This is a genomic window from Bacillus songklensis, assembly GCF_042649685.1.
In the GTDB taxonomy this organism is placed as follows: Bacteria; Bacillota; Bacilli; order Bacillales; family Bacillaceae_H; genus Bacillus_BA; species Bacillus_BA songklensis.
The window spans coordinates 689,461-712,024 of record NZ_JBHRZT010000072.1; the positions used below are offsets into that span (position 1 = coordinate 689,461).

Sequence of the window (22,564 nt, forward strand, 5' to 3'; positions counted from 1 at the left end):
GTGTAAAAGCTCTTAGCATCATCATGCATCACTATCACAACAAGAAACTTCATTCTCTTCTTTTAATAAACCGACAGCGGCCGCATATTTTAACCAAGTATCGACACTAGCGATGACGTTACGGGCGGAGATTGAATCCTCTTATTCTACGGATACATTTCATCATTCATTATCTATTAATTTTTTGAAACTTTTATCCAATTTATCCGTCTAACTTTATGTACCCTGCAAACCCCCTTTCAATACAAAGAAAAGGCCCCTGCTTATGGCGAGGGCCTTTTCCTGTTGCGCTGCGATTCTTGATACATATCTGAAATGATAAAGCTCATCCCATAGAACAGGAGCAACGGGACGATCGAATTGGTCACCATATAAAGAGCCGCCAAAAAGGCACCGACTAAAAGCGTTTGAATGCTCAGTCGATCCTTTTGAAAACCTAAATGGCTCATGAAATATAAAACCGCTGTCCATAATACCATCAAATAGGCATTTTCCACGCGCAGCAATTGTTGAACATAATATATAAATAAAGGAATATACACGATAGCTTCTGTAAGAGAAGAAATGACTGAATATCCAATCCACCATGGATATTCTCTCTTTTTTTGAGGCAATGTCACTTCAATCGAAGGAGGCAGTTCATCTTCTTCAAATACCTTTTCTCCGCTGTCTCTCATCCATTGAAGGGCGATGCATAAAAGAAGGTATAGAACGTAGCCCAGCAGAACTAAATAGCTGATCACTTTAGGAAAATAAGGAGACTCGTTAACCGTTTCTAAAAAAGCACCGTTCCATCCGACAAATGAAAGAGGAATTTCATAAAACGTTAAGATCACGGCAAACAAAAAAAGGTTGAAACAATAAAAAACGATCTGCTCTCTGTAAAAGCGAATTCGTTTACGTTCTGTCACAATTCTTGGAATGGAAACACTTTCGAAATATGGGCGAATGATGATGACGAACAATAATAAAAATGTAAACCAAATCATAAATGATGTAATCCACCTTTGATGAAATTAAAAAAGCACGAACATTTTCTTATACTAGCGAAACAACTGAAGATTTGTCAAAGGTCTTTTTTACCATTATAAATGCTGATCCTTAAAAGAAAAAGAAGAAGGTTGATGAAAGCATTCTTTTCTGTCGACCTTCTTTCCTTCTATGAATGATGAATGATTTTATCCGCGACATTCATCCCGCTGATAACGACCATTGGGGACCCTCCTCTCGGATGGGCCGTACCTCCGGCAAAATATAAGTTCGCGACATCTTTCGATACATTGCTTGGACGCAGAAAACTATCAAGTTTTCGATTGGAACTGATGCCGTACAAAGTCCCTTTATATCCCGAAAACGTAGAGGCTATATCAGATGGTTGGACCACTTTTTCAACCACAAGCTGGGATGGAATATCCAAGCCGTACCGTTTTAGTTTATCGTAAATAAGATGCTTATACTCTTCTTTATCGTAAGAATCCTCATCCGTTACAGCAGGCGCATGGACAAGAATGAACAAATTGTCACCCGGCGCTGCATCTTGATCTATGTACGAGGAATTGCAAACGCATATGGTCGGATCGCCCGGCATCCTTTTCTCCTGGAGCAACTCATGAAATTCAGCCTGGTAATCTTCCGCAAAGTACACTTGATGGTGAATCAAATTCGGATTTCGGTTCTTTAACCCGGCCATAATGACAAATGCAGAAATAGATGGCTCATAGCTTTTTGCCTTTTTATTTTTAAAATGAGGTCTGTGTGCTTCTTCTACCAGTTCAGGATAAGCGGTCAGCAAATCGCCGTTAACAACGACGATATCTCCGGTGATGATCTCCCCGTTTTCCAATTCAACCCCCCTTACTTGTTTCTCTTGTACAATGATTTTGTTTACTTTTGTCTTCAAATGTAAACTTGCTCCAAGTGTTCGCAGCGTATCCTCAAACGCCTTTACGATTTTTGTATTGCCCCCTTTGACATAGTAGACACCTTCCCCCATTTCAAGATGGCCGATTAAGGCAAATGCTGCGGGGGATGTAAAAGGGGAAGATCCGACATAAGTGGCATAGCGATTAAATGCATTGCGAATATAATCGTTTCGGAAAAATTGGCGGTGAAAATGGTCGATCGTTTCAAACGGCCGAACAGACCATAAAGCCCGAAACAATTTAGAGTCTAAATAGTCGGTCCAAGAAGAAAACGTACGATGGAAAAAATGGTTCTCCGCTGTTTCATACAGCAGTTTCACTTCTTCTAGATAATCATAATAGCTGATTTCTGCATGGGGATCGAGTTGCTCGAATTGCTCCACCATCTCGTTTCGATTTGTCGTCATGTAAAATGACGTTCCGTCCGGGAAAAGATTATGGGTATGCTTTTCAATATGGACGAATTCAAGGTGATTGTCCGGATTTTCCCCTGCCTCCTTTAGCACTTTTTGAAACACATAAGGCATCGTAATCGTATTCGGACCGAAATCAAACGAATAGTCTCCAAGCTGAACGGGCATCATCTTGCCGCCAAAGTGACCATTTTGCTCAAAAATAGTCACTTGATATCCGTTTGCCTGCAGCTTTATACCAGCGGCAAGGCCTCCAAGGCCTCCACCAACAATCAGGACATGCTTCATTCGTATCGTCTTCCTTTCCACTCATACCCCATTCTCATTACACTTGCCGCCATGGAATCATTTTTCGCGAATCCTTCCAAACTCGCATGTTCGTGCCATAGATAAAGCAACCGACATGTGACATGTCATATTTTTTTTCATTTTCCCCTTCCATCACGTAAACCATTCACTAATCGTCTTATATCCCTTTTACCTTTTCAATGAGCTTTATTATAAATGTTCTCTTCTTTTAAACATAAATTTAATGTGTTTTTATCATTGCCTTTATCATATTTACCTTAAATTTACATATGCGTGGTACACTACATAAAGAAAAGCGGAACGAGCCAAGTTACAGCTAAAAACGCTCACGTCCTGTGAGCAACGCTGTAACCTTCGCCATCCATGGCTCTCCTCCATAGGGCATTGGAACTCCTGACAAAGAAGCGCTTTTTGCTTCTGTAGGAAGGAGGGAAATGACCGTAGGAGCTGGCTCGTGCAGCTGGACAATTTGAAAACTCAGCTTGTCCTTTCTTATTAACTAAAAAAGCCCGGCCGACACCAAGGCTGTGATCTTCTTGAAAAGTTAGAAAACACTTTCCATTGACTTGACATTCCATGAAACAGGAGCAAACTTGAGGTGATCGTACATGAATGAATTTACATTGGCGGCAATCGTTTGCTTTAGCGCCATGTTCATTTTTACCGTGTTGCTTTATAAACGATATAAACAGAGACCTTCTTTGAAATATATTCCAGCCATTTTCGTGTTTGTCCTTTCTTTTGGCGGCATTTTGACCGGTATATTCGTACTAAAAGAGATAGAGGGACTTAGTGTGAGCTTCATCAGCACCGCGATCAATATAGCGAGTTTAGTCAATATTGTCATCGCGGTATTTTTGGACCTTTTTGGGGAAATGAACAAGGCCTAGAGTGCTTCACATCGGAAAAATTAATAAACATGAAGATTTACTGTATGATTTAGAAGATATGGTATTACATAGCCTTATAAAATAATAAAACCACCTTGTGAATAAACAAGCCGATTTAAGATACCCGAGACGTATCGAAGAGGGTGTCCCAAAAGGTAGCGCACGGCGCTAACCTTTTCGGGACACCCCTGTTTTTTATGTACAAAATAAAAAGAACCGCCCATTTTTGATATACTGTAGTCACCACAACAAACAATAAATCAACAGGAGCGATTCTTATGTTTCAACAGTATAACACAAATCAACTCATTCTTCCATTAGATGTAGAAGTTTTCATCCCCCCACACCACGTCTGCCGAGTAGTCGACCATGCGATCGAACAGATGGACATGAATCTGTTTCTGTCACAGTATCCTGGAGGCGGCCGCCCTTCCTTTCACCCCAAACTGATGTTAAAAATCATTGTTTATGCCTACATCAAGGGAATCTATTCCTCCCGAAAAATAGCTGAACAGTTAGAAGAAAACATCTATTTTATGTGGTTGGCTGGCCATCAAAAGCCCAATTTCCGCACCATCAACCGTTTCCGTTCCGAGCGGATGAAAGATATCATCTATGAAACCTTTTTCTCCATCGTTGATTTACTTCATCAGGAAGGGATGGTGAAGCTGGAAGGCATGAAGGATGATCACATGAAAAACGGGCAGCTTAAGCCTGGCTACAATGTGCAAATCGGAACCGAGGACCAGTTCATCACAGGATTCAGTCTTCACCAAAAGGCTGGAGATACGAATTGCCCGATTCCTCACTTGAACCTATTAAAACAGTACCATCGTCCCAAACCGAAGGCATTGACGGCCGATTCAGGATACGGAAGTGAAGAAAACTACGCGTATTGCGAAACGGAAAAAATCAAGGCGTATGTCAAATACAATACGTTGGATAAGGAACAAACGAAAGCTGGAAAGAACAAGTCGGTCGTTTGGAGAATATGATGTACGATGAAGAGCTGGATGAATGGATTTGCGCCAACGACAAACGGTTGATTTTTCAATATGAAAGCCGAAGGAAAACGGATAACGGTTATGAAACCATCAAAAGAACGTACCTTTGTACAGAATGTCCGGGTTGTCCTTTTCAAGCTGCCTGCGCCAAAGACAAGGAGACCAAAAGTATTCAAGTTTCCATGGAAAATCAAAGGCAGCGAAAAGAGGTACGCGAACGGCTTGCATCGGAAGAAGGCGCCCAAAAGTATAGGAAGCGAAAAATCGAAGTGGAGCCTGTCTTTGGACAAATCAAACACAATCGGGCATACAACCGATTTCAAGTAAGAGGCCTTTCCAAAAATACGGTGGAATGGGGTCTTATTTGTGTTGCCCACAATTCAAAAAAATGGGCAACGAAAACGAATAGAGAGCAAAAAGTAGCAGGGTAAGAGAAGAGAATATCCTCAAATAAACCTCCTTTATCCAATCATAACCAAAATATCGCAATAGAAAGAAAAGCTGGGTCAAAAAAGTCGTTGATTAACGACCTTTTGACCCAGCTTCCTAATGACGGATTCCTCCTTTGATGCACCGGGCAATCTGTACCGTGCGCTTTGCTTGATACATGACTGCTTCTTCTACGTCTTCTTTCATATTTCCTTCCTGGTCCACAGTTACACTTGTCCCATATGGATTGCCCCCTGCCCCGAAAACAGACTCATCTGTATAGCCCGGCGCTGCAATGATGGCTCCCCAATGATACATGGTCGCATATAAAGATAAAATGGTCTGTTCTTGTCCACCATGGGGATTGCTTGCTGAACTCATCGCACTTACAACTTTATTGGCAAGCTTGCCTTTTGACCATAGACCTCCCGTTGTATCCAAAAATTGCTTCATTTGAGCCGGTACACTTCCATAGCGTGTAGGTACGCTAAAAATAATGGCATCCGCCCATTCCAAGTCCTCTAATGCAACTGTTGGCACAGAAGCGGTTTGTTCTAAGTGATCCTTCCATGCCGGATTGGAATCAATGGCAGATTCCGGGGCTGTTTCAGCAGTCTTTAAAATTTTCACTTCGGCTCCCGATGCTTTCCCTCCTTTTGCCGCCATTTGCGCAAGTTTATAGTTCGTTCCGGTTGAGCTGTAATAAATAACTGCTAACTTAACGTTTAACATCTCGCTTCTCTCCTTCTGAATGATATTTTTATATGAAGCTATAGAGCCTTTACCACAATAAAAAATCATTAAACCTATCCTTGGGGAGCTTTCCGTACCGTACTCTCTTCCCTTTTTCATTCACTCTATTCAACGTTTCTTTTCTTACGCAAAAAACTGACTGAACCAGGCAATATAATAAGCAGCCGGTATTAGTAAAAACTGAGCACCGATTGTCCCTAAAAACCGCGCCAATACGAGCACACCAACCGTTTTATTTAAAGCGGCATTCCCTCGGGTCCCTTTCATCACCTGCTCTGTTAATAAAGCGACTTGCGGGTCAACAAAGACAACGAGAATAATCGTTGCAATTCCGTTAATAAGCCCGGAAGACATAAGAGCGATCGAGCTGTATTCCGGATTTAGTAACGATGCATACAATGTCGCCAAAACGCCAACCGTATAAATCATCGTCGCAAAAATATTCAATAGAAACAATCGTTTTGGAACCCATCCGATTCTTAGCTGTGCCAACATCCTGCGTCTGGGTATGCGCACATGTTTCGCAGAATAATGAAGGTGATGGACGGTTGCAATATTTCTCATCATTTTCGGGACAGATCCTGCTGCCTCCAGATGAGAAATGGAGCGAGAAAATAATGAAATAAAAGTTGGAATGAAAAATGCTCCCAGCAAAGTCCCAACTGAAGCAGAAGCAAGAATCCATTGAAATTGCTCGTTTAAAACAAGGAGATTCCCCGTTTTTTTCGCCGCATCCACCAATCCTCCGGTTAATGGGGCCTGCACCATATTGGCTGTCCTGGAGAAAATGACTATGATACTGAAAAGAGATAACGCCACCGCAAGTTTTCCCGTCCGAACACCCGCAATCCGAACGGAATATGACAATGTATCAATCATATGAATAATCAGCGTGAATATACAAATTACCAACAATTTCTCAGCCACTATGGTATTCTCCTCTCTTTGCGCATAGAGAGAAAGACAACTCAACGAGCTGTCTTTCTGTTTAAACCGAAACTTTTGTTTTGATCAAGGAAAATAATTCCGTGAACGACATCTCCTTATCCAGGTTTCCCGCTACCCATTCATAGCTGGAACTAGAAGCAAGAGCAAGCTTTATATTCAACAAAATCCCCCTTCCAATTGTCGCAATTTTCAAGAATTATCCCAATATCTTACTCTATGATTATCCTTTTTAAAAATATGAATTTTCTATTAATTTTATTCCCATTTATCCTTTCACGCTTTATACTATTACATAATTAAAACGTTAAAGGGTGTGACAGAAATGGAAGCAAGTTTACTATCTGTATTGGCTGTAGGATTCGTGCTCGGAATCAAACACGCGATTGAACCGGACCATGTTATTGCCGTTTCGACGATTGCCAGCCAAAGCAAAAAACTTTGGCGTTCGTCGTTAGCTGGCGTATTTTGGGGAATCGGACATACAATGACCCTTTTCATTGTAGGAATGGTGCTGATTATTTTGAAAGATGAAATTCCAGAGGGTTGGGCCATGTCCCTCGAGTTTTTAGTCGGGATTATGCTCGTATATTTGGGAATGTCTGCGATCTTTTCCTGGAAGCATTCTCACGTTCACAGTAAACGCGGGCGTTCCTCCTACCTAAAATCAATGATGATCGGCTTTGTTCATGGTCTTGCCGGAAGTGCAGCAATGGTTTTGCTCACCATGAGTTCGGTGGAACAAGCATGGCAAGGAGCTGTCTACATTTTCATTTTCGGCATCGGCACATGCATGGGGATGCTTGCCTTTACGACCGTACTCGGAATTCCTTTTGTGACAACGAAAGACAACAAAATCATTAACCGTTCTTTCACTCAGCTCGCTGGTGCCGTGAGTACCTTATTCGGTGTTTATTACATGTACAACCTGGGTGTAAATGAAGGCCTTTTTTCCATCTGGTTTCGGTAATCGACAGCTTGTCGGAACAAAAGATTTGTCTTAGCAAGCTGTTCTTTTTTGGGCTGATCATTTTGAATAAAACTTACCGCTTGAGACAATCTAAAATGGAACCAAAAAGGAGGAATATAGTTATGAACGCAAGACGCGCAAAAGAAATTCTTGAGTCTGCTGATACAATAAACGTGACTTATCTTGGCCGGCCCGTTATGATCCAAAATGTGGATGAAAACAATGAAACGGCCCGTATATACGAAAAGCAGCATCCTGAACTCGAAAAGACCGTACCGTTAAACAGTTTGCATGAGTCCGTTTAGATACATAAAGCATGTTTTTTCGTCCTTGAGAAAAGCTGTTGAGCTTTTATAGAAGCCAAAATCCAACACCCCTTTATTTTTACTGAAGGGAGCGTTGGATTTTGGGTCAGTATTTCCGATAGCAAACAGCCCTTTTCTGAAGTGCTTTTTCGCGAATGTATGTTTCACAACGCGTAAAAATCTCCTCGATCACCTGAGTATGGCGGGCAAGCACTCGCAGTATAAATCCCTTGATTGCTAAAGTTGAAATACCGATTCTCGCTTCTTCATCATATCCATCCAACAATTCTTGAATTTGATTTATAAAAGTCTCCGTTGTCTCTTCATGGACAAAAAGCATAGAACCGAAATGCGTATACCCTTCCATCATCATCATCGACTCGATTTGTTCTGCCGGTTTTAAATAGAGATGATCCAACAAAACGAGCCGTCCCTCATAATACATGGCCAGTTTTGAACGAATCCAATCATATGTAAACAACTCACCGCTCTCTGCCCAGCCCGGTGTCAGTATATCCGTCATAAGAAAAGAAGCCCCTTGTTCCAGATAAACAGTTGTCGTTTGAACAAATTGACTGTCCTGGTAGAGGATGAGCGGGTCTTGAACCAATGACAAAAAACTATCTCGTTTTAATCTAATCTCTGTTTCCTGTCTGGCCGGCTCTTTCGTTGTTTTATATATTTTAGTTGCGGATTGGGTAGTAAGAGATATTTCCGCTTTTTCATCGAGAACAATGCGTGTGTTGTATAAATCTCCGCCTACATATCCTCCGCCAACATGAATAAGATAAAATATCGGATGTCCATCTTCTAAATAAACAGGACGCGACATCTTTAAGGCACCATCATAATAGCAATCGGATAGAATGGTTCGGTCATGTTTTGCTTTTGCCCGAAGGATTAACGTTCCCGTTAAACTCATTTTTCCAATCCTTCAAGCAGTGCTTCTGTTTTAATCCAATCTACCACTTCTTTTAATCCTGTTTCGTCTTTTAAATTCGTGAAAATGAATGGCCTTTTGCCTCTCGTCGCAATTGTATCGCGCTCCATGACTTCAAGGTTGGCACCGACATATGGTGCCAAGTCAATCTTGTTGATGACGAACAAATCCGATTTAATCATGCCTTGGCCGCCTTTACGGGGGATTTTTTCTCCTTGGGCCACATCGATGATATAAATGGAAAAATCCACAAGCTCCGGGCTGAATGTAGCAGCCAGGTTATCCCCTCCGCTTTCGACAAAGATAAGGTCTAAATCAGGATGACGCTCTTTTAATTCATCGATGGCCGCAAAGTTCATGGATGCATCTTCACGGATTGCCGTATGAGGGCATCCTCCCGTTTCAACCCCAATGATACGATCTTGGGGCAGAATTCCGTTTTTCATTAAAAATAGTGCATCCTCTTTCGTGTAGATATCATTCGTCACGACTGCCATACTGAATTCTTCCTGCATCGCTCTCGTCAGTTTTTCGACAAGCATCGTTTTTCCGGCACCAACCGGTCCTCCAATCCCGATACGAATAGGTTCTTTCATGTGATCCGCTTTCGTCATGAAGCAACGAAAGCTCCCTCCTTTCTTTTTTAAGACATGAACAAACGAACGCCCAATTGTTCATGCCGCATTTGAGCGATTTCCATCCCCGGAAGCGACCTGCCCAATTCCTCAGCTTCTAACCGCAGAATGCCCGGCAAAACTTCCTTTATCTGTGTTTGGCTATATAAGAGAAGGCGCTGTCCATCCGTTTGACCGAGCGGAACGCCCCGAACCGCGTTTTGGATTAAGGATGAAACAGAAGCATAAAGGCAGCCCGCAATTGCTTCTTGCATCCCAATCTCCAACTGGCGACAAATCATCGCAAAGACAATGGCCGGGTGTCCAAAGTTCTTTTTTTCTCGAATTCTTTGTCCATATACGGCTAACGTTGGTGAAGAATAAAGAGCAGCACATAACCTTGTCATTTGTTCTCCTATCCTTTTTGTTCCTTCCCTTGTTTCACGGGCTAAACTTAGAACAAATAACTGTTCATCCAACTCCCATACTTGAGCGGGAAGATTTCCTTCCAGATACTGATATGCAAGTCGGCATCCAAGGCCGTCCGTATACACTAATTGATGCCCGATATAGATGTCGAGCATTTTTTGAAAGGAGTGTACATCTGTGATGACTCCTTCTTGGATGTAAGTCTCCATCCCGAATGAATGGGAAAAAGCACCTGATGGAAAATTTGAATCGCATAACTGCAGCAAAGGCAACAGTGAATCAATCATGGCTGTGACCGATATGCCGGAACGCTTGCTTTACCTTTCGCTTCTCCCTTTTGTACGGGATGTCCAGCTGCTGAAGTAATTCCTCGACTAAATAGTCATATTGCACAAGCATTTCATTTTCTTCGAACTGCGCAGGAAGATGGCGGTTTCCTAGTTGGTGGGCAATTTCCCCCATTTGCTGGATGGAGGTGGGACAAATCGTGATGATGTCGTCCTCCAATACTTGAATGACGATCATATTCCGCTCATCCATGTATAGAATATCTCCATCCAGCAGCTCTCTATTTTCTTTTAGGCGTATGCCGATTTCCTTTCCGTGGTCGGTTGTAACCCGCTGGATCCGCTTGAGCAGTGCATCGCTTTCCATATATACCCGTTCAATATGAGGAGCTTTCTTTTCCATCGCAGCGATATTTCCTATCACCTTTTCAATAATCATCTTCCATCACCTCAAAATAAAAAATATCGTTGTGCCATCGGCAATGTTTCTGCCGGTTCACATGTTACAAGCTGACCATCAACTTTTACTTCATAAGTTTGCGGATCGACCTGGATTTCCGGTGTTTCTCCGTTTAGTTCCATATCCTGTTTCGTTAAATGTCTTATATTGGACACGATTTTGATGATTTTCTTTAAACCGAGCTGATGATGAACTCCCTTTTCATATGCGGCTTTAGATAAAAATGTAATCGACGTTTTGTGAACGGCTGACCCGAAACTTGCAAACATCGGCCGATATAAGACAGGCTGAGGAGTAGGAATGGACGCGTTCGGATCACCCATGATACTGTGGGCAATCATTCCCCCCTTCAGCACAAGGTCTGGCTTCACTCCGAAAAAAGCCGGATTCCAGACGACTAAATCAGCCAGTTTCCCTACTGCTATCGAGCCGACATAGTCGGAAATTCCGTGTGCAACAGCCGGATTGATTGTGTATTTGGCGATATAGCGCTTTACGCGGAAATTATCCCCCACTCCTGTATCTTGATCTAATTTTCCCCGCTGTTTTTTCATTTTGTCAGCGGTTTGCCATGTTCGTGATAGAACCTCTCCGACACGGCCCATTGCCTGTGAATCTGAACTGATCATACTAAAAACGCCAAGATCGTGCAGGATGTCTTCTGCCGCAATCGTTTCTTTTCGAATGCGGGAATCCGCAAAGGCAATGTCCTCAGGGACGGAGGGGTCAAGATGGTGGCAAACCATCAACATATCTAAATGTTCTTCCAGTGTATTGATCGTATACGGGCGGGTAGGATTTGTAGAAGAAGGCAAGATGTTAGGAAAACTCGCAGCCTTTATGATATCCGGAGCGTGCCCTCCTCCTGCCCCTTCTGTATGATACGTGTGGATAACCCGCCCATCGATCGCTTTGATCGTATTCTCGACAAATCCTCCCTCATTTAATGTGTCGGTATGCATCGCGACCTGGATATCGTATTCGTCCGCAACCGTTAAGCATGTATCGATTGCCGCCGCCGTCGTTCCCCAATCCTCATGCAGTTTCAAACCGATGGCCCCGGCCTCAATTTGCTCAATGAGCGGTTCTTTGGCGGATGCATTTCCTTTCCCTAAAAATCCGAGATTCATCGGAAAAGACTCTCCCGCCTCCAACATGCGATGGATGTTCCACTCACCCGGCGTACATGTTGTCGCATTCGTACCCGTGGCAGGGCCGGTCCCGCCGCCAATCATCGTCGTAATGCCGGATGACAGCGCCGTTTCGATTTGCTGGGGACATATAAAATGGATATGGGCATCGATTCCGCCTGCGGTGATGATCATTCCTTCTGCAGCAATAATCTCGGTTGCCGCTCCGATCACCATATTCACTCCATCCATTAACAACGGGTTGCCCGCTTTGCCGATTGCCGCGATCAGTCCGTCTTTTACCCCGATATCGGCTTTATAAATGCCGGCATAATCGACAATGATGGCATTCGTCAAAACGAGATCCATCACCGCTTCTCTTGTTGCAAGCGGATGCTGACCCATACCGTCACGGATGACTTTCCCGCCTCCGAATTTCACTTCATCGCCATATGTCGTGAAGTCTCGTTCGATTTCGATAAAAAGGTCCGTATCGGCAAGACGGACGGCATCACCTGTTGTCGGACCGAACATATCGGCATATTGTTTCCGGGACATGCAAAAACTCATGATTTCTCCCCCTTATCAAGCGGTCCATTCGTTGCGTTATTTAATCCGTACACAAACCGCTCTCCTGAAAATGGCACCAACTGTATTTCTTTTGCATCCCCAGGCTCAAATCGAACCGCCGTACCTGCGGGAATGTCCAAATGCATCCCGAATGATTTTTCGCGTATAAATTCGAGCGCGGAGTTCGCTTCGAAAAAATGAAAATGTGAACCTACTTGTATGGGACGATCTCCCCGGTTCAAGACGGTTAGTTTCACGACTTCTTTGCCGTGATTACAAAGGATGCCATCTGACCGTAGTATAAACTCTCCCGGCTTCATCTGTTTCCCCTCCCATTTTCAACGAATCGGCTCATGAACGGTCACAAGCTTCGTTCCATCCGGAAAGGTGGCTTCTACTTGAATATCATGAATCATATCCGCTACCCCTTCCATCACATCTTCTGCTGATAAAATGGTCGCTCCGTATTGCATCAGCTCCGCCACACTTCTTCCGTCTCTTGCCCCTTCCATCACCTCATATGTAATAATGGCGACAGCTTCAGGGTAATTCAGTTTGAGCCCCCTTTGCTGACGGCGGCGGGCCAAATCTGCCGCGATGACAACCATGAGCTTCTCTTGCTCCCGTGCTGTTAACCTCATATTTTTCTTCCTTTCTTTTATTCTCTTAGTCTATACGACTAGATGGTGTTGAATCTCACCTGCCGTTAAAATTGTTTCGAGAATATGTTTCCCGTTTCAACACCCCTTATCAGATTCCAATTAGGTGTGATATAATCAGAATCAGGCATATGCATGCTGACCATTTATGCCTGTTCTACAAAAGCTTCTCGCTGCCATGGGAAGCTTTTTTTATTTTGTCATCCGACCCCCATCTGTCATGAACATTAACATTACATGTTAAGTATTCTAACATTAGATGATAGTTAAATTATATTAAATTTTCTGATAAAATCAAGGTTTTTTGAGTAAATTTCATCCATTTTTATTAATGGAAGCGTTAACAATTATAAGTTAGAGCCATTTATTGTTTTGATAAGACAGCTTCTTTATCGCGTGAAGAATGCTCATTAAAATAAGAACATACTATTTTAAGTACGGTTTCCAGGCACCTTTTTCTGGGCGCCGCATAAATTGAGGGTAGATCAGTTTAGAGGGGAGCGTATGCCAGTATGAAGGTGCCGCCAAAAGGGATGTCCCCCCATTGCCTGCGAATTCCCAAGATTTTTGATTGGGTGAATCGTACAACGTCAATTAAGCTAAGGGAAAAAATCCAAATCCGCTTCGAATCTGAAAATCATTCAGATGACTGCTCTTTCCAAGACATAAAAAAAGTAAATTGCTTTCTATCTGATCGTCATGGCCATTCCGTTTCTCCATCCCACCACGATACAATTGAATGTAGTGAATTGACTTCACCAAAAGATAGAACCGATATCCAAACATGGACTCCGAAAGGAAACGCCGTGACGCTGCAACGAGTGGATCTCTTAAAACAAGGATTCGTGACCGTCCAATTGTTGAATCAAAAAGAACAAGTATGCCTCCAGCGTACGTTGCCGTTTTCCGAAGTTGAAACGCTACTTTTATACGCTCCTCCCGGAATCGACGTCGATTGTGAACTATTAGAAACAGATTGCAAAGCCCATATCATCCCTCCTCCTGATAAATGCTCCTCTACCATTGAAGTAGTGATCATCATCCTTTTATGCCAACATATTGTGGCCCAAGCGGATGTCAAAGTCGAAATAATGGGCATTACCTGTAAACCGCGAAGCGAGTCCGTCGAGAACCTTCTCTGCCCGGACCCCGCGCCTCCTGAATCATGTTTCATTTTCCCCAATAGCTGAAACGCCCTCATCATAAAAGATGAAGGCGTTTTTTTTTGACCATTTATATTTATTCGGGATACGGGACCTTGAGATTTAAATCTTTATGGCTCTAAAGCCAACGAGGATGAAGGATTAAAACGAATTAATTCCTCTAGAATATGCTCCCTCTCCTCCACATATCGTTCAATCCGTTTGTTCATACGATTTCGTTCCATATCATTCTGCAGCAAGCTTTTCAGTTGTTCTTCAAACGGGACATCGAACTGTAATGGAATAATAAGCTGTTTTTTCGTTAAATACTCAACATTGATTTGTTCCTGTCCCGGTAAGGCAGTGTGGATGAATATCGGCAGCCGTTTGATCAAAGCTTCGCTTAGTGTAATCCCCCCGGCTTTTGTGACGATCGCATCCGCTTGATTATACAGCTCATTCATTTGATTGCGATCTGAGATATATGGCAGCGGCTTGATGCATGGATTTTTCCATGATAAAAGCTCTTCGTACAATCTTTGATTATTTCCGCATAACACGTTGAATTGATAAGATGAATGGAAACTCACTTGTTTCAAATAATGCGTTACATTTCCAAGTCCGCCGTTTCCTCCCGCAACCAAAATAACGGGTTTGTCCTGTTTTCGTGCTGTTTGGGAACGATAAAAACCGGGGTGGACAGGGATACCAGTTACAAAAATTTGCTTTTCCCCGATTCCCCATCTACTCATTAAATATTCTTTCGCTTCTTTATCCGGAACAAAATGGAAGTCAACATCCTTTATTCCCCATACATCATTGATGAAAAAATCTGTATAGACATTGATGACCGGTATTTTAATAACATTCCTGCGTTTCAAAGCACTGAGGAGCTTGGATGGGAAGCAATGCGTGCAAACAACCAGGTCTGGTTTTTCTTCTTCAAGCAGCCGCATTAACTTTTGATCAAATAACCAGTGCCTGTCCTTTTGGCGATTTTTTGACAGAGGATGAGAATGATACATATGCTGACGGTAAAACGACTCATAATGCCTTGGGAATAAACGAATCCATTTCAAGTAAAAAGATGATATCATTCGTTCAATCGGTTCATTCCAATAGCTTAAAAAATCGATTTTTTTACAATCCACACTCGGATAAACTTGCTGAATGTTCGCCATCAACGCATCTGCCGCCTTATGATGGCCGGAAGGCATTTGAAATAATGGCATAAACAAAATCTTCTTCAACCACAACTCCCCCTAAACGACTCTATCTCCTGATCATGCTGTCACTCTTTTACCGAATTTACGCCAAATCACATACAAAACAAATCCCCCGCCAAAAACGAGTGGAAAATAAAACACATCAATCGATCCACCGACATAATAGCCGAGAAAAAGAAACGTACATGTCCAAATGGCACTTCCCGACACGGACAGGATCAGAAAAAGCCAAAACGTATAGTGGCTGATTCCCGCAAGATAAGGTGATAACTGACGAAGCCCTGGAATGAAAAAACCAAATAAAATGGTCCATTTTCCGTACTTGCTGAACCCTTTTTCTGCTTTTCTCAACTTTTCTTCGTTAAAGCCAATATATTTTCCGTATTTATATAAAAAAGGTGCCCCAATGAAATATCCTGCAACATAAGCGACAACCATCCCTACACTCGTACCCAAAAACGCATTTAATAAACTCCGGTCCAGTGATAATTGGTTCTTAGAAATAAGGACACCGAGCAGAAGGAGAAACGATTCTTCAGGGGCTGGAATTCCGACAATTCCGCAAAACAGGATCACAAATATAACGATTGGTCCAAATAGGCGAATATAATCTGAAATAAACTGTAAGTCCATAAATTCCTCCAACACATTTCTTATGTGTCTTGAAGCAGCGTACGAACAGTTACACTTTTGTACCCTCTCTCTTTTACATAAGGAAGGAATTGTTCTAGTGCTTCAAGCATCATCTCAGGCGCTTCTTGGTCCGCTCCGAATGTATCTCCATTATCATGTAAGACAAAAATGGCGCCGTCACTTAAACGACTTCTCATGTTTCTTGCTAACCGGTTTTTTCCCATACTTAATTTCCAATCCTGAAAAATGTCAGACCACATCACAACTTGAAAAGGTTTTACCACAAAAAGAGTACTAATATTAAAATGCCCCCAAGGAGGCCGGTAATAAACAGGAGTATCTCCCGTTAACTCAATGATGGCTTCCCTCGACCGACGCAGCTGCTTCCCCACCTGAAACGGAGTCATCACCCAGGTACTAATATGCTCGTCATGATGGACACCGATTTCATGTCCCTCATCCCTCATTCTTTGAATGATTTCAGGATGACGTCTGGCATTTGTCGTGACAACAAAAAATGTTGCTTTCATATCAAATTCCTTTAACAAATCCAACAGTCGAGATGTATAAACAGGATGGGGACCATCGTCAAACGTGAGTGCGAACTGCTTGTCCTTTGGTTTTCTCTTTACAATTCTGTATGAAAAAGAACGAATTAAAATGGTAGGGATAATACTATAAATCGAAAATAATCCAATTAAACTAAACATCCATTCCATTGTAAAAAATTCACCACTTTTTTGCTCTTAAACTTTTTGCTGTACTTTCATATTTTCAAAGATAATTTCCGGCTTTTTTTAAATAACGCCCAGAAAGAAACATAAAAGATGCAAATATATGAATCTACGTTAAATTTTTAACACCTATTATCTATTTTTGCTCTATTCGCATCTTTCTGTTTTTTCATCTTGAACGAGCTTACAAAGGTCTTCGTATAAGCGGCTGACAAGAACCCGTAAGGGAGATTGGCGGCCGCTTATGCGTAAATGATTTGCGTGGATGTTTTTTATACACGTCAAATGATTTATGTGGATTTATATAGTTACCATAAACAATATCTTAACGGAGAAAAGAAAAGATGGCTAGTCCAACGAACCCTTTTTTTCTCTTTTGGATTTGCCTGCCTATAAAACCATATGAGCGGGAAAGTTGTTACACCCCTTTTCAGCCTCAATCTGTCTGTTCAAAACATGGCAGGCACAAAACAAACGCAGCTCTTAATAAAAAGAGCTGCGTTTGCTTTTTACCCCGCATTAACAGGCAGTAAACCCCACTGATGGAAGTTTCCTTTATGATGACGATTCAATGGCCGCGATGACATGCCCTGTTCAACCTTAAGTTCCTTGCATGCCTAATGATGAGGGACTTTCTCAACAGGAAATTTGTATGATAGTGTTGCTTTTAAAGGCAGATGGTCAGAGCCTTTTGGCATCTTTGTCACAACTTCTGCTGCCATCACCTGGAAATTGCGGCTGACAAATATGTAGTCCAATCTCCTTCTTGGCCGAAGCGACGGATAAGTGAATCCTCCCCCCTTTCCCGCAATCTGCCAAACATCTTGAAGCCCATCGGTCATTTTTTTCCACCCTCTCGATCTCGGCTTCATATTCCAATCCCCCATGACAATAGCAGGACCGGAGCACTTATGAAGCTGGTTTACAATAAAGTCTGTTTGCTTTTTATGAAGAAAGGGATGAAGACTTAGATGGGTCACGTATATTTGAAGAGGCTGTTCATTCACTTGAATGGTAGCTTCAAGCAATGACCTTCCTTCGATTAGACCATATATAAAATCAAACGGATAGCTCTTTTTTGTGATAATCGGATAGCGGGACAAAAGAGCATTTCCATACTGCCGTACTGTCGTTGAATGTTTAGGCTTTAAAGAAAGTGATGGACTGAAAGCTTGATGCATGTTTAGTTTTTTTGCAAGCCAGCCGACCTGGTCTTCATCGTAACTCCGCTTGGAAAAATATTTATCAACCTCGTTAAGACCGATGATATCCGCGCCGCTTTTTTCAATCACTTCGGCAATTCGATTCAAGTCCACTTGTTTATCCATGCCCTTGCCATGGTGAATATTGTAGGTCATGACCTTGAATTGCAAAATACCATCTCCTCTAAACTCCATTTAGTAAGGTTATTTACATAATAAAGTATATCTTTAATTGACCTTAGAAGACCCGGCTTCATCGGTTCTCTTCAATGGCTTCCATCATTGATGGGTCGTTTTTCTTTATCATTAACCCGCACTAATCCGGGAAGTTTGTGATGATATGTACCCGTTAAAAGCGAACCATCTAGTTTGGCCGGCGTTTTTATATTTCCTTTTTTGCTGTTGGCCTATGCAATAAGGTAAGGAGATATTCTTTATTCTTCCTTGGTAAAACAGCCTGAGTTTCCCAAAATATTTTCCCGAAAAAAATACAAAATAATCTTGCCGAAAACTCCTAAGGGAAATGAAAGGATAGTGAAAGGATAGTGAAAGGAATATGAGAAGTTATTTATTGGTTGCCTGGAATTTATTTGATCCAATATATTACAGCCTTACCCGTTTAACATATATTTATAACGAAATCCCTGAGGAAAATATTTTACGCGTCAGACTCACTCGTTACAAGGGGAAAGACGCGATCCTTTCCGATGGTACACAGATCAATAAAAACGATATTTTAGTGAAAATCCATCTGCATAATGTCCATTTATTAAATAAAATGCAGCATATTAAAAGCGATATAAAAAGAGGTCGATTCATTTATCAATCGATCAGAAAATCTTTGCCGAGCCTTGTGTCTTATATTCAAAAACATGATAAATCCGATGAAATCAAAGGCATAATCGGCATTACCATGTTGGACAGAGGGGCCGATCGACTTGGTTTTGAGATTGTTCCCATTTCTAATCCTTTGTACAAATGGTATAAATGGACAAGTTTATTGCCCATCAATATGTTATCCACCACGAGTCCCTCTTTAAAAAATGTCTTAAAGCAATCGGGGCCAAGCTATTTATTTATGTCAAAGGCAAAATTATCGAGTATGTACAAAGTATAAAAGCGCAATTGGTCACTGTTTTTCAATGCGTCTGGTTTCCCGCCTTACCCATTTTTAACGGGACAATCAGTAGGCAAAAAAGCTGTTAAACGATTACGTTAACAGCTCTCCTATCCTATATTGCAGGTAACACTTCTTGTTCAGCTGATGAAATGGATAATTGGTGCAAAGTGATTTCCGGCCGGCTTCCAATCCGAATATTGACTCCCGTTTGACCAAGCCCTTCACTAATATAAAAAGGTTTTCCATCCTGCATATGAAGGCCCTTTACAATGTTCATTCTTGCCAGTTTGCCCATTTTTACAAGATGATAAGCTTTTGGATAGCAAATTTGCCCGCCATGGAAGTGACCTGCCAGCAAGTAATCAAAATGATATCCTTCCATATGAAGGACAATATTGGGATCATGGGTCAACACTAAATTCGTTCCTTGCTTAATTCCCGTATAGGAAGCCTTTAAATTACTGTGTTCCGTACTAAAGTCATCAATGCCAATAATATTTACAAGCCTATCCTGAACATAGATGGCATGGTTTTCATTTTGCATGACCTTGCATCCGTACGCTTCAAGTGTATCCTTTAACTTTTGAAAGTTTTTTCCGCGCAATACATAGTCATGGTTGCCAAAGACAGCATACACACCATGTTGTGCATTCAATTCAGTTAATACTTCCAAATAAGGAATAAGCTTGGGTATCGTACGTTTTCGATCGAGGAAATCTCCAGTTAGTGCGATCAAGTCGATTGATTCACCTTTTAACTTCTCGTACAGCTGACGCGGGGAAATTGAGATGTTTTCCAGATGCATATCGGAAAGGTGTAGAATATTGAGAACCGGATCATGTTCCCGCGTTTCGTTTTGATTGATGCGAACTCTATTGATTACTATATCTTTCGTGTTTGTATAAGCTTTTTTGAATAGAAAGAAAAGAATAATGAAGATACTAGAAAAAAATAAAATATTCAACCGTAACCCCTCCTTCTATAAAAATTATACATGAAAAATCCTTTTATTCTTCATGTAATTCATGGAACGTAATCCATGGAAATTTGCCCTAAATTTCTCGATAGAAAGGAAAAGGGAAGAATAGGTTTCTAAAGGAAATGGAAAGAAGCATAATCTTTCAAAAATGCGGAGGTGACTTATGGAACAATATCCAAAGGACAAAACCATCTTGTTTTTACCATTTTTGCAGATTCCCTCTGGTCATCATCAAGTTGCAAATGCCCTTATGGAAGCAATAAAAAAAAGGGAGCCAAATGTAAAATGCGACAAAGTCGATATTCTTTCATATAGTTACGGAAAGATGGAAGCGCTCGTTTCAACCATCTATCTTAAATGGATTCAAGCATTTCCCGATTTTTACAATTGGATCTATCAAAGCTCCGTTTACAAAAACGTCGAAAAAAACAAACGCTATCGCCTATATGAGCTTTTATTTATAACTTTTATGAAACGATTGATAAAGGAAAAGCAACCCGACCTGATTGTCTGTACCCATGCCCTGCCTTCCTATATGCTGAATTATCTAAAGGAAAAAGGCGAATTGAAAACTCCGGTCATAAATGTATATACAGATTACTTCATTCACCGCTTTTGGGGAATCAGGCATATCGATTTTCATTTTGTTCCCTCCCATCACATGAAAGAATTTCTAAAAAATAAGGGGATAAACGATGAGCAAATTTTTATCACGGGAATCCCTATCCATAAAAATATCAAAAAACAGGAAACGCAAGTAGTCAATGCTTCTCCTTCCCCTTCATTGTCGGTATTGATCACCGGAGGGAGTCTCGGTGTTGGCGCAATGGAAGATTTAATCAAAAAAATAGAACTGGAAAAGAACATCCACTATTACGTGTTATGCGGAAAAAACGAGAAATTGTATCAGAAGCTCCAAACATTACAGAAAACTCATATCACGCCTTTAAAATATATAAAATGCCGAAACAAAATGAATGAACTTTACGATCAGATGGATGCGATCATCACAAAACCGGGAGGGGTTACGATAAGTGAGAGTTTGTTTAAAAGAAAACCCATTTTCGTTTATCACGCACTGCCAGGGCAGGAAGAAATCAATTTACAACAACTAAAACAGCTTGGTGTCATCATCCATCTAAACAAGTGGAAAGATGAAAAAAACACAATCGAAGACCAACTTTATTCGTTCTTCCAAAACAAAAATCAGGTTCAACAATATCAAAATTCCATCACAAACTATCACCACCACCTTATCGCAAAAGAGCCCTCCCAAATTATCGAGGAACTGATGGCGAATATGAAATGACAAAGTGATGGCGAAAGAATGCTAAGCCATGGCGATATTAATTGGCTGAATAGCACAAACCTTAGTCCGAAATCGGGCTAAGGTTTTTTGGTTACCTCCCTATATGGTTTCTTGGTTTGAGTAAAATCAAAAATAAGCCATGTTCGATTTGGGGTATGTAGGCAACTGTCTAGTTCCCGGGACATCCGCGGAACATAGTATAAGATTGAATGTAATCAATCATAAGAAAGGGGGATAAAAATGGATCAATTATATCCTTACCACATGTCTTATTATCAACCGCAACATGCCAGCCAGTTTCCGCAATACCCACAGTCTGAGATATGGGCAGAGCAACTAATCCAACAACCTTTATACCCTCATTTGAAACCACAGGTATTAAATACCATTAACCCTTTTGTTAAATACGGCCTAAAGGAGGCGAAAGCTACTTCCTATAAGCATGCGTTACAAGAAGTTGCTGCGATGGCCTATTTAATGGGTAAAGGCATGGATCCGTATACTGCCTATTTAACCGTGGAATCTTGGGAAATTAATGAAATGTTTTAAAAATGAACCCATACCAAATGCGTTACGTGTGCGAACATAGTATAAGCTTGTGAAGTTGTCATTAAAAAAGAAAGGGGAATCATTAAATAAATGTACCCAACTAATATGATGCCTTATCCGATGATCGTTCATCATCCTGTAGCTGCTCATCAAAACGATTACCGCTTTCCGCAGTATCGAGTTTTACAGATGGTTCAAAACTGTGAAGCTACATGCGAATATACAAGAAATGAAATACTCAAAATGGAAGATACACGATCTAGACAAGAACAATTAAAACTACTATCTGATTGTGCCAATATCTGTACCTTGACTGCTAAATATATTGCAAGTCAAAGCAGATTCGCCAAATCGCTTGCTTCTTTATGTGCTCAAGTATGTAAGGTTTGTGGAAGCCATTGTTTAAAACATTCTGATAAAACATCACAGGCTTGCGGCCAAATTTGCTTAAACTGCGCTCAAGAGTGTCGGGATTTTGCTGGAGCTGGACGTTAATTTATATTCTTCTCTTTGATATTGGTAAAATGAACCATAAAGCCAATAACAGCTACGCCAGATTATAAAATAAAAAATCAGTCCCGCTCTCAAGTCATTGTGGGGGCTGTCCAGGGAAGGACAATCATCTATTTTTTCTCCGATGA

General features: G+C 41.4%; 24 protein-coding genes and 1 pseudogene. 9 read left to right on the plus strand and 16 right to left on the minus strand.

What is annotated here, in order from left to right; translation table 11 throughout:
* Positions 1–263: 263 nt before the first annotated feature.
* Positions 264–989, minus strand: a complete 726-nt coding sequence (locus ACFOU2_RS22460; RefSeq protein ID WP_377918507.1) for a hypothetical protein — start codon at positions 987–989, stop codon at positions 264–266.
* A 170-nt stretch (positions 990–1,159) separates the two neighbouring features.
* On the minus strand, positions 1,160–2,623 hold the full coding sequence (locus ACFOU2_RS22465; protein WP_377918508.1) for a phytoene desaturase family protein: 1,464 nt from the start codon (positions 2,621–2,623) through the stop codon (positions 1,160–1,162).
* A gap of 629 nt (positions 2,624–3,252) precedes the next feature.
* On the opposite strand from ACFOU2_RS22465, the gene ACFOU2_RS22470 reads away from it, so the two are divergent.
* Both ACFOU2_RS22470 and ACFOU2_RS22475 read left to right on the plus strand, forming a co-directional pair.
* Positions 3,253–3,534, plus strand: coding sequence for a hypothetical protein (locus ACFOU2_RS22470; protein ID WP_377918509.1), 282 nt, complete (start codon positions 3,253–3,255; stop codon positions 3,532–3,534).
* 278 nt (positions 3,535–3,812) lie between these two features.
* A pseudogene (locus ACFOU2_RS22475) lies at positions 3,813–4,969 on the plus strand (transposase).
* A 115-nt stretch (positions 4,970–5,084) separates the two neighbouring features.
* On the opposite strand, the gene wrbA reads toward ACFOU2_RS22475, so the two are convergent.
* Positions 5,085–5,699: an NAD(P)H:quinone oxidoreductase gene (gene wrbA / locus ACFOU2_RS22480; RefSeq protein ID WP_377918510.1), complete on the minus strand. Its 615-nt coding sequence runs from the start codon at positions 5,697–5,699 to the stop codon at positions 5,085–5,087.
* Between the two features lie 144 nt (positions 5,700–5,843).
* The gene (locus tag ACFOU2_RS22485; protein ID WP_377918511.1) at positions 5,844–6,647 is read right to left on the minus strand and encodes a lipid II flippase Amj family protein; all 804 of its coding nucleotides are present in this window, start codon (positions 6,645–6,647) and stop codon (positions 5,844–5,846) included.
* A gap of 343 nt (positions 6,648–6,990) precedes the next feature.
* Here ACFOU2_RS22485 and ACFOU2_RS22490 point away from each other — a divergent pair, with 343 nt between their 5' ends.
* Together ACFOU2_RS22490 and ACFOU2_RS22495 are read left to right on the plus strand one after the other, a co-directional pair.
* Positions 6,991–7,635: a HoxN/HupN/NixA family nickel/cobalt transporter gene (locus ACFOU2_RS22490; protein ID WP_377918512.1), complete on the plus strand. Its 645-nt coding sequence runs from the start codon at positions 6,991–6,993 to the stop codon at positions 7,633–7,635.
* A gap of 122 nt (positions 7,636–7,757) precedes the next feature.
* Complete coding sequence (locus tag ACFOU2_RS22495) at positions 7,758–7,940, plus strand: H-type small acid-soluble spore protein (RefSeq protein WP_377918513.1); 183 nt, start codon at positions 7,758–7,760, stop codon at positions 7,938–7,940.
* 106 nt (positions 7,941–8,046) lie between these two features.
* On the opposite strand, the gene ACFOU2_RS22500 is transcribed toward ACFOU2_RS22495, so the two are convergent.
* From ACFOU2_RS22500 to ACFOU2_RS22530, 7 genes are read right to left on the minus strand one after another with little or no spacing between them, the layout of a single operon-like run.
* On the minus strand, positions 8,047–8,862 hold the full coding sequence (locus ACFOU2_RS22500) for an urease accessory protein UreD (RefSeq protein ID WP_377918514.1): 816 nt from the start codon (positions 8,860–8,862) through the stop codon (positions 8,047–8,049).
* A complete protein-coding gene (gene ureG, locus ACFOU2_RS22505; RefSeq protein WP_377918515.1) occupies positions 8,859–9,494 on the minus strand; it encodes an urease accessory protein UreG in 636 nt (211 codons plus the stop codon). Before ureG ends, ACFOU2_RS22500 begins: the two co-directional genes overlap by 4 nt.
* 29 nt (positions 9,495–9,523) lie before the next feature.
* Positions 9,524–10,210: an urease accessory protein UreF gene (locus ACFOU2_RS22510; RefSeq protein ID WP_377918516.1), complete on the minus strand. Its 687-nt coding sequence runs from the start codon at positions 10,208–10,210 to the stop codon at positions 9,524–9,526.
* Positions 10,203–10,649, minus strand: a complete 447-nt coding sequence (gene ureE / locus ACFOU2_RS22515; RefSeq protein ID WP_377918517.1) for an urease accessory protein UreE — start codon at positions 10,647–10,649, stop codon at positions 10,203–10,205. Before ureE ends, ACFOU2_RS22510 begins: the two co-directional genes overlap by 8 nt.
* 11 nt (positions 10,650–10,660) lie before the next feature.
* A complete protein-coding gene (gene ureC, locus ACFOU2_RS22520; protein WP_377918518.1) occupies positions 10,661–12,370 on the minus strand; it encodes an urease subunit alpha in 1,710 nt (569 codons plus the stop codon).
* Positions 12,367–12,690, minus strand: a complete 324-nt coding sequence (locus ACFOU2_RS22525; protein ID WP_377918519.1) for an urease subunit beta — start codon at positions 12,688–12,690, stop codon at positions 12,367–12,369. Before ACFOU2_RS22525 ends, ureC begins: the two co-directional genes overlap by 4 nt.
* Before the next feature lie 18 nt (positions 12,691–12,708).
* Positions 12,709–13,011, minus strand: coding sequence for an urease subunit gamma (locus ACFOU2_RS22530; RefSeq protein ID WP_377918520.1), 303 nt, complete (start codon positions 13,009–13,011; stop codon positions 12,709–12,711).
* 530 nt (positions 13,012–13,541) lie between these two features.
* Between ACFOU2_RS22530 and ACFOU2_RS22535 the strand changes: the two genes are divergently transcribed.
* Positions 13,542–14,219, plus strand: a complete 678-nt coding sequence (locus ACFOU2_RS22535; protein WP_377918521.1) for a BMQ_0737 family morphogenetic spore coat protein — start codon at positions 13,542–13,544, stop codon at positions 14,217–14,219.
* Positions 14,220–14,302: 83 nt separating this feature from the next.
* Here the strand turns inward: ACFOU2_RS22535 and ACFOU2_RS22540 are convergent, their stop codons facing one another.
* The 4 genes from ACFOU2_RS22540 to ACFOU2_RS22555 form a co-directional block, all read right to left on the minus strand.
* Positions 14,303–15,421, minus strand: a complete 1,119-nt coding sequence (locus ACFOU2_RS22540) for an MGDG synthase family glycosyltransferase (protein ID WP_377918522.1) — start codon at positions 15,419–15,421, stop codon at positions 14,303–14,305.
* Positions 15,422–15,454: 33 nt separating this feature from the next.
* Positions 15,455–16,030 (minus strand): DedA family protein, encoded by a 576-nt coding sequence (locus tag ACFOU2_RS22545; RefSeq protein ID WP_377918523.1) that lies wholly within the window; start codon positions 16,028–16,030, stop codon positions 15,455–15,457.
* 20 nt (positions 16,031–16,050) lie between these two features.
* Positions 16,051–16,749: a polysaccharide deacetylase family protein gene (locus ACFOU2_RS22550; protein WP_377918524.1), complete on the minus strand. Its 699-nt coding sequence runs from the start codon at positions 16,747–16,749 to the stop codon at positions 16,051–16,053.
* A gap of 632 nt (positions 16,750–17,381) precedes the next feature.
* Entirely contained in the window at positions 17,382–18,137 is a 756-nt protein-coding gene (locus ACFOU2_RS22555) for an endonuclease/exonuclease/phosphatase family protein (RefSeq protein WP_377918525.1), read from the minus strand.
* Between the two features lie 385 nt (positions 18,138–18,522).
* Between ACFOU2_RS22555 and ACFOU2_RS22560 the strand changes: the two genes are divergently transcribed.
* Complete coding sequence (locus ACFOU2_RS22560; RefSeq protein WP_377918526.1) at positions 18,523–19,083, plus strand: YkoP family protein; 561 nt, start codon at positions 18,523–18,525, stop codon at positions 19,081–19,083.
* A gap of 115 nt (positions 19,084–19,198) precedes the next feature.
* Here ACFOU2_RS22560 and ACFOU2_RS22565 read toward each other — a convergent pair whose 3' ends face one another.
* Positions 19,199–20,050, minus strand: coding sequence for a metallophosphoesterase (locus ACFOU2_RS22565; protein ID WP_377918527.1), 852 nt, complete (start codon positions 20,048–20,050; stop codon positions 19,199–19,201).
* A gap of 178 nt (positions 20,051–20,228) precedes the next feature.
* Between ACFOU2_RS22565 and ACFOU2_RS22570 the strand changes: the two genes are divergently transcribed.
* The 3 genes from ACFOU2_RS22570 to ACFOU2_RS22580 all read left to right on the plus strand — a co-directional run bounded on the left by ACFOU2_RS22570 (position 20,229) and on the right by ACFOU2_RS22580 (position 22,418).
* Positions 20,229–21,374, plus strand: coding sequence for an MGDG synthase family glycosyltransferase (locus tag ACFOU2_RS22570; protein WP_377918528.1), 1,146 nt, complete (start codon positions 20,229–20,231; stop codon positions 21,372–21,374).
* A gap of 240 nt (positions 21,375–21,614) precedes the next feature.
* Complete coding sequence (locus tag ACFOU2_RS22575; protein WP_377918529.1) at positions 21,615–21,923, plus strand: hypothetical protein; 309 nt, start codon at positions 21,615–21,617, stop codon at positions 21,921–21,923.
* 90 nt (positions 21,924–22,013) lie between these two features.
* Positions 22,014–22,418: a four-helix bundle copper-binding protein gene (locus ACFOU2_RS22580; protein ID WP_377918530.1), complete on the plus strand. Its 405-nt coding sequence runs from the start codon at positions 22,014–22,016 to the stop codon at positions 22,416–22,418.
* Positions 22,419–22,564: the final 146 nt, after the last annotated feature.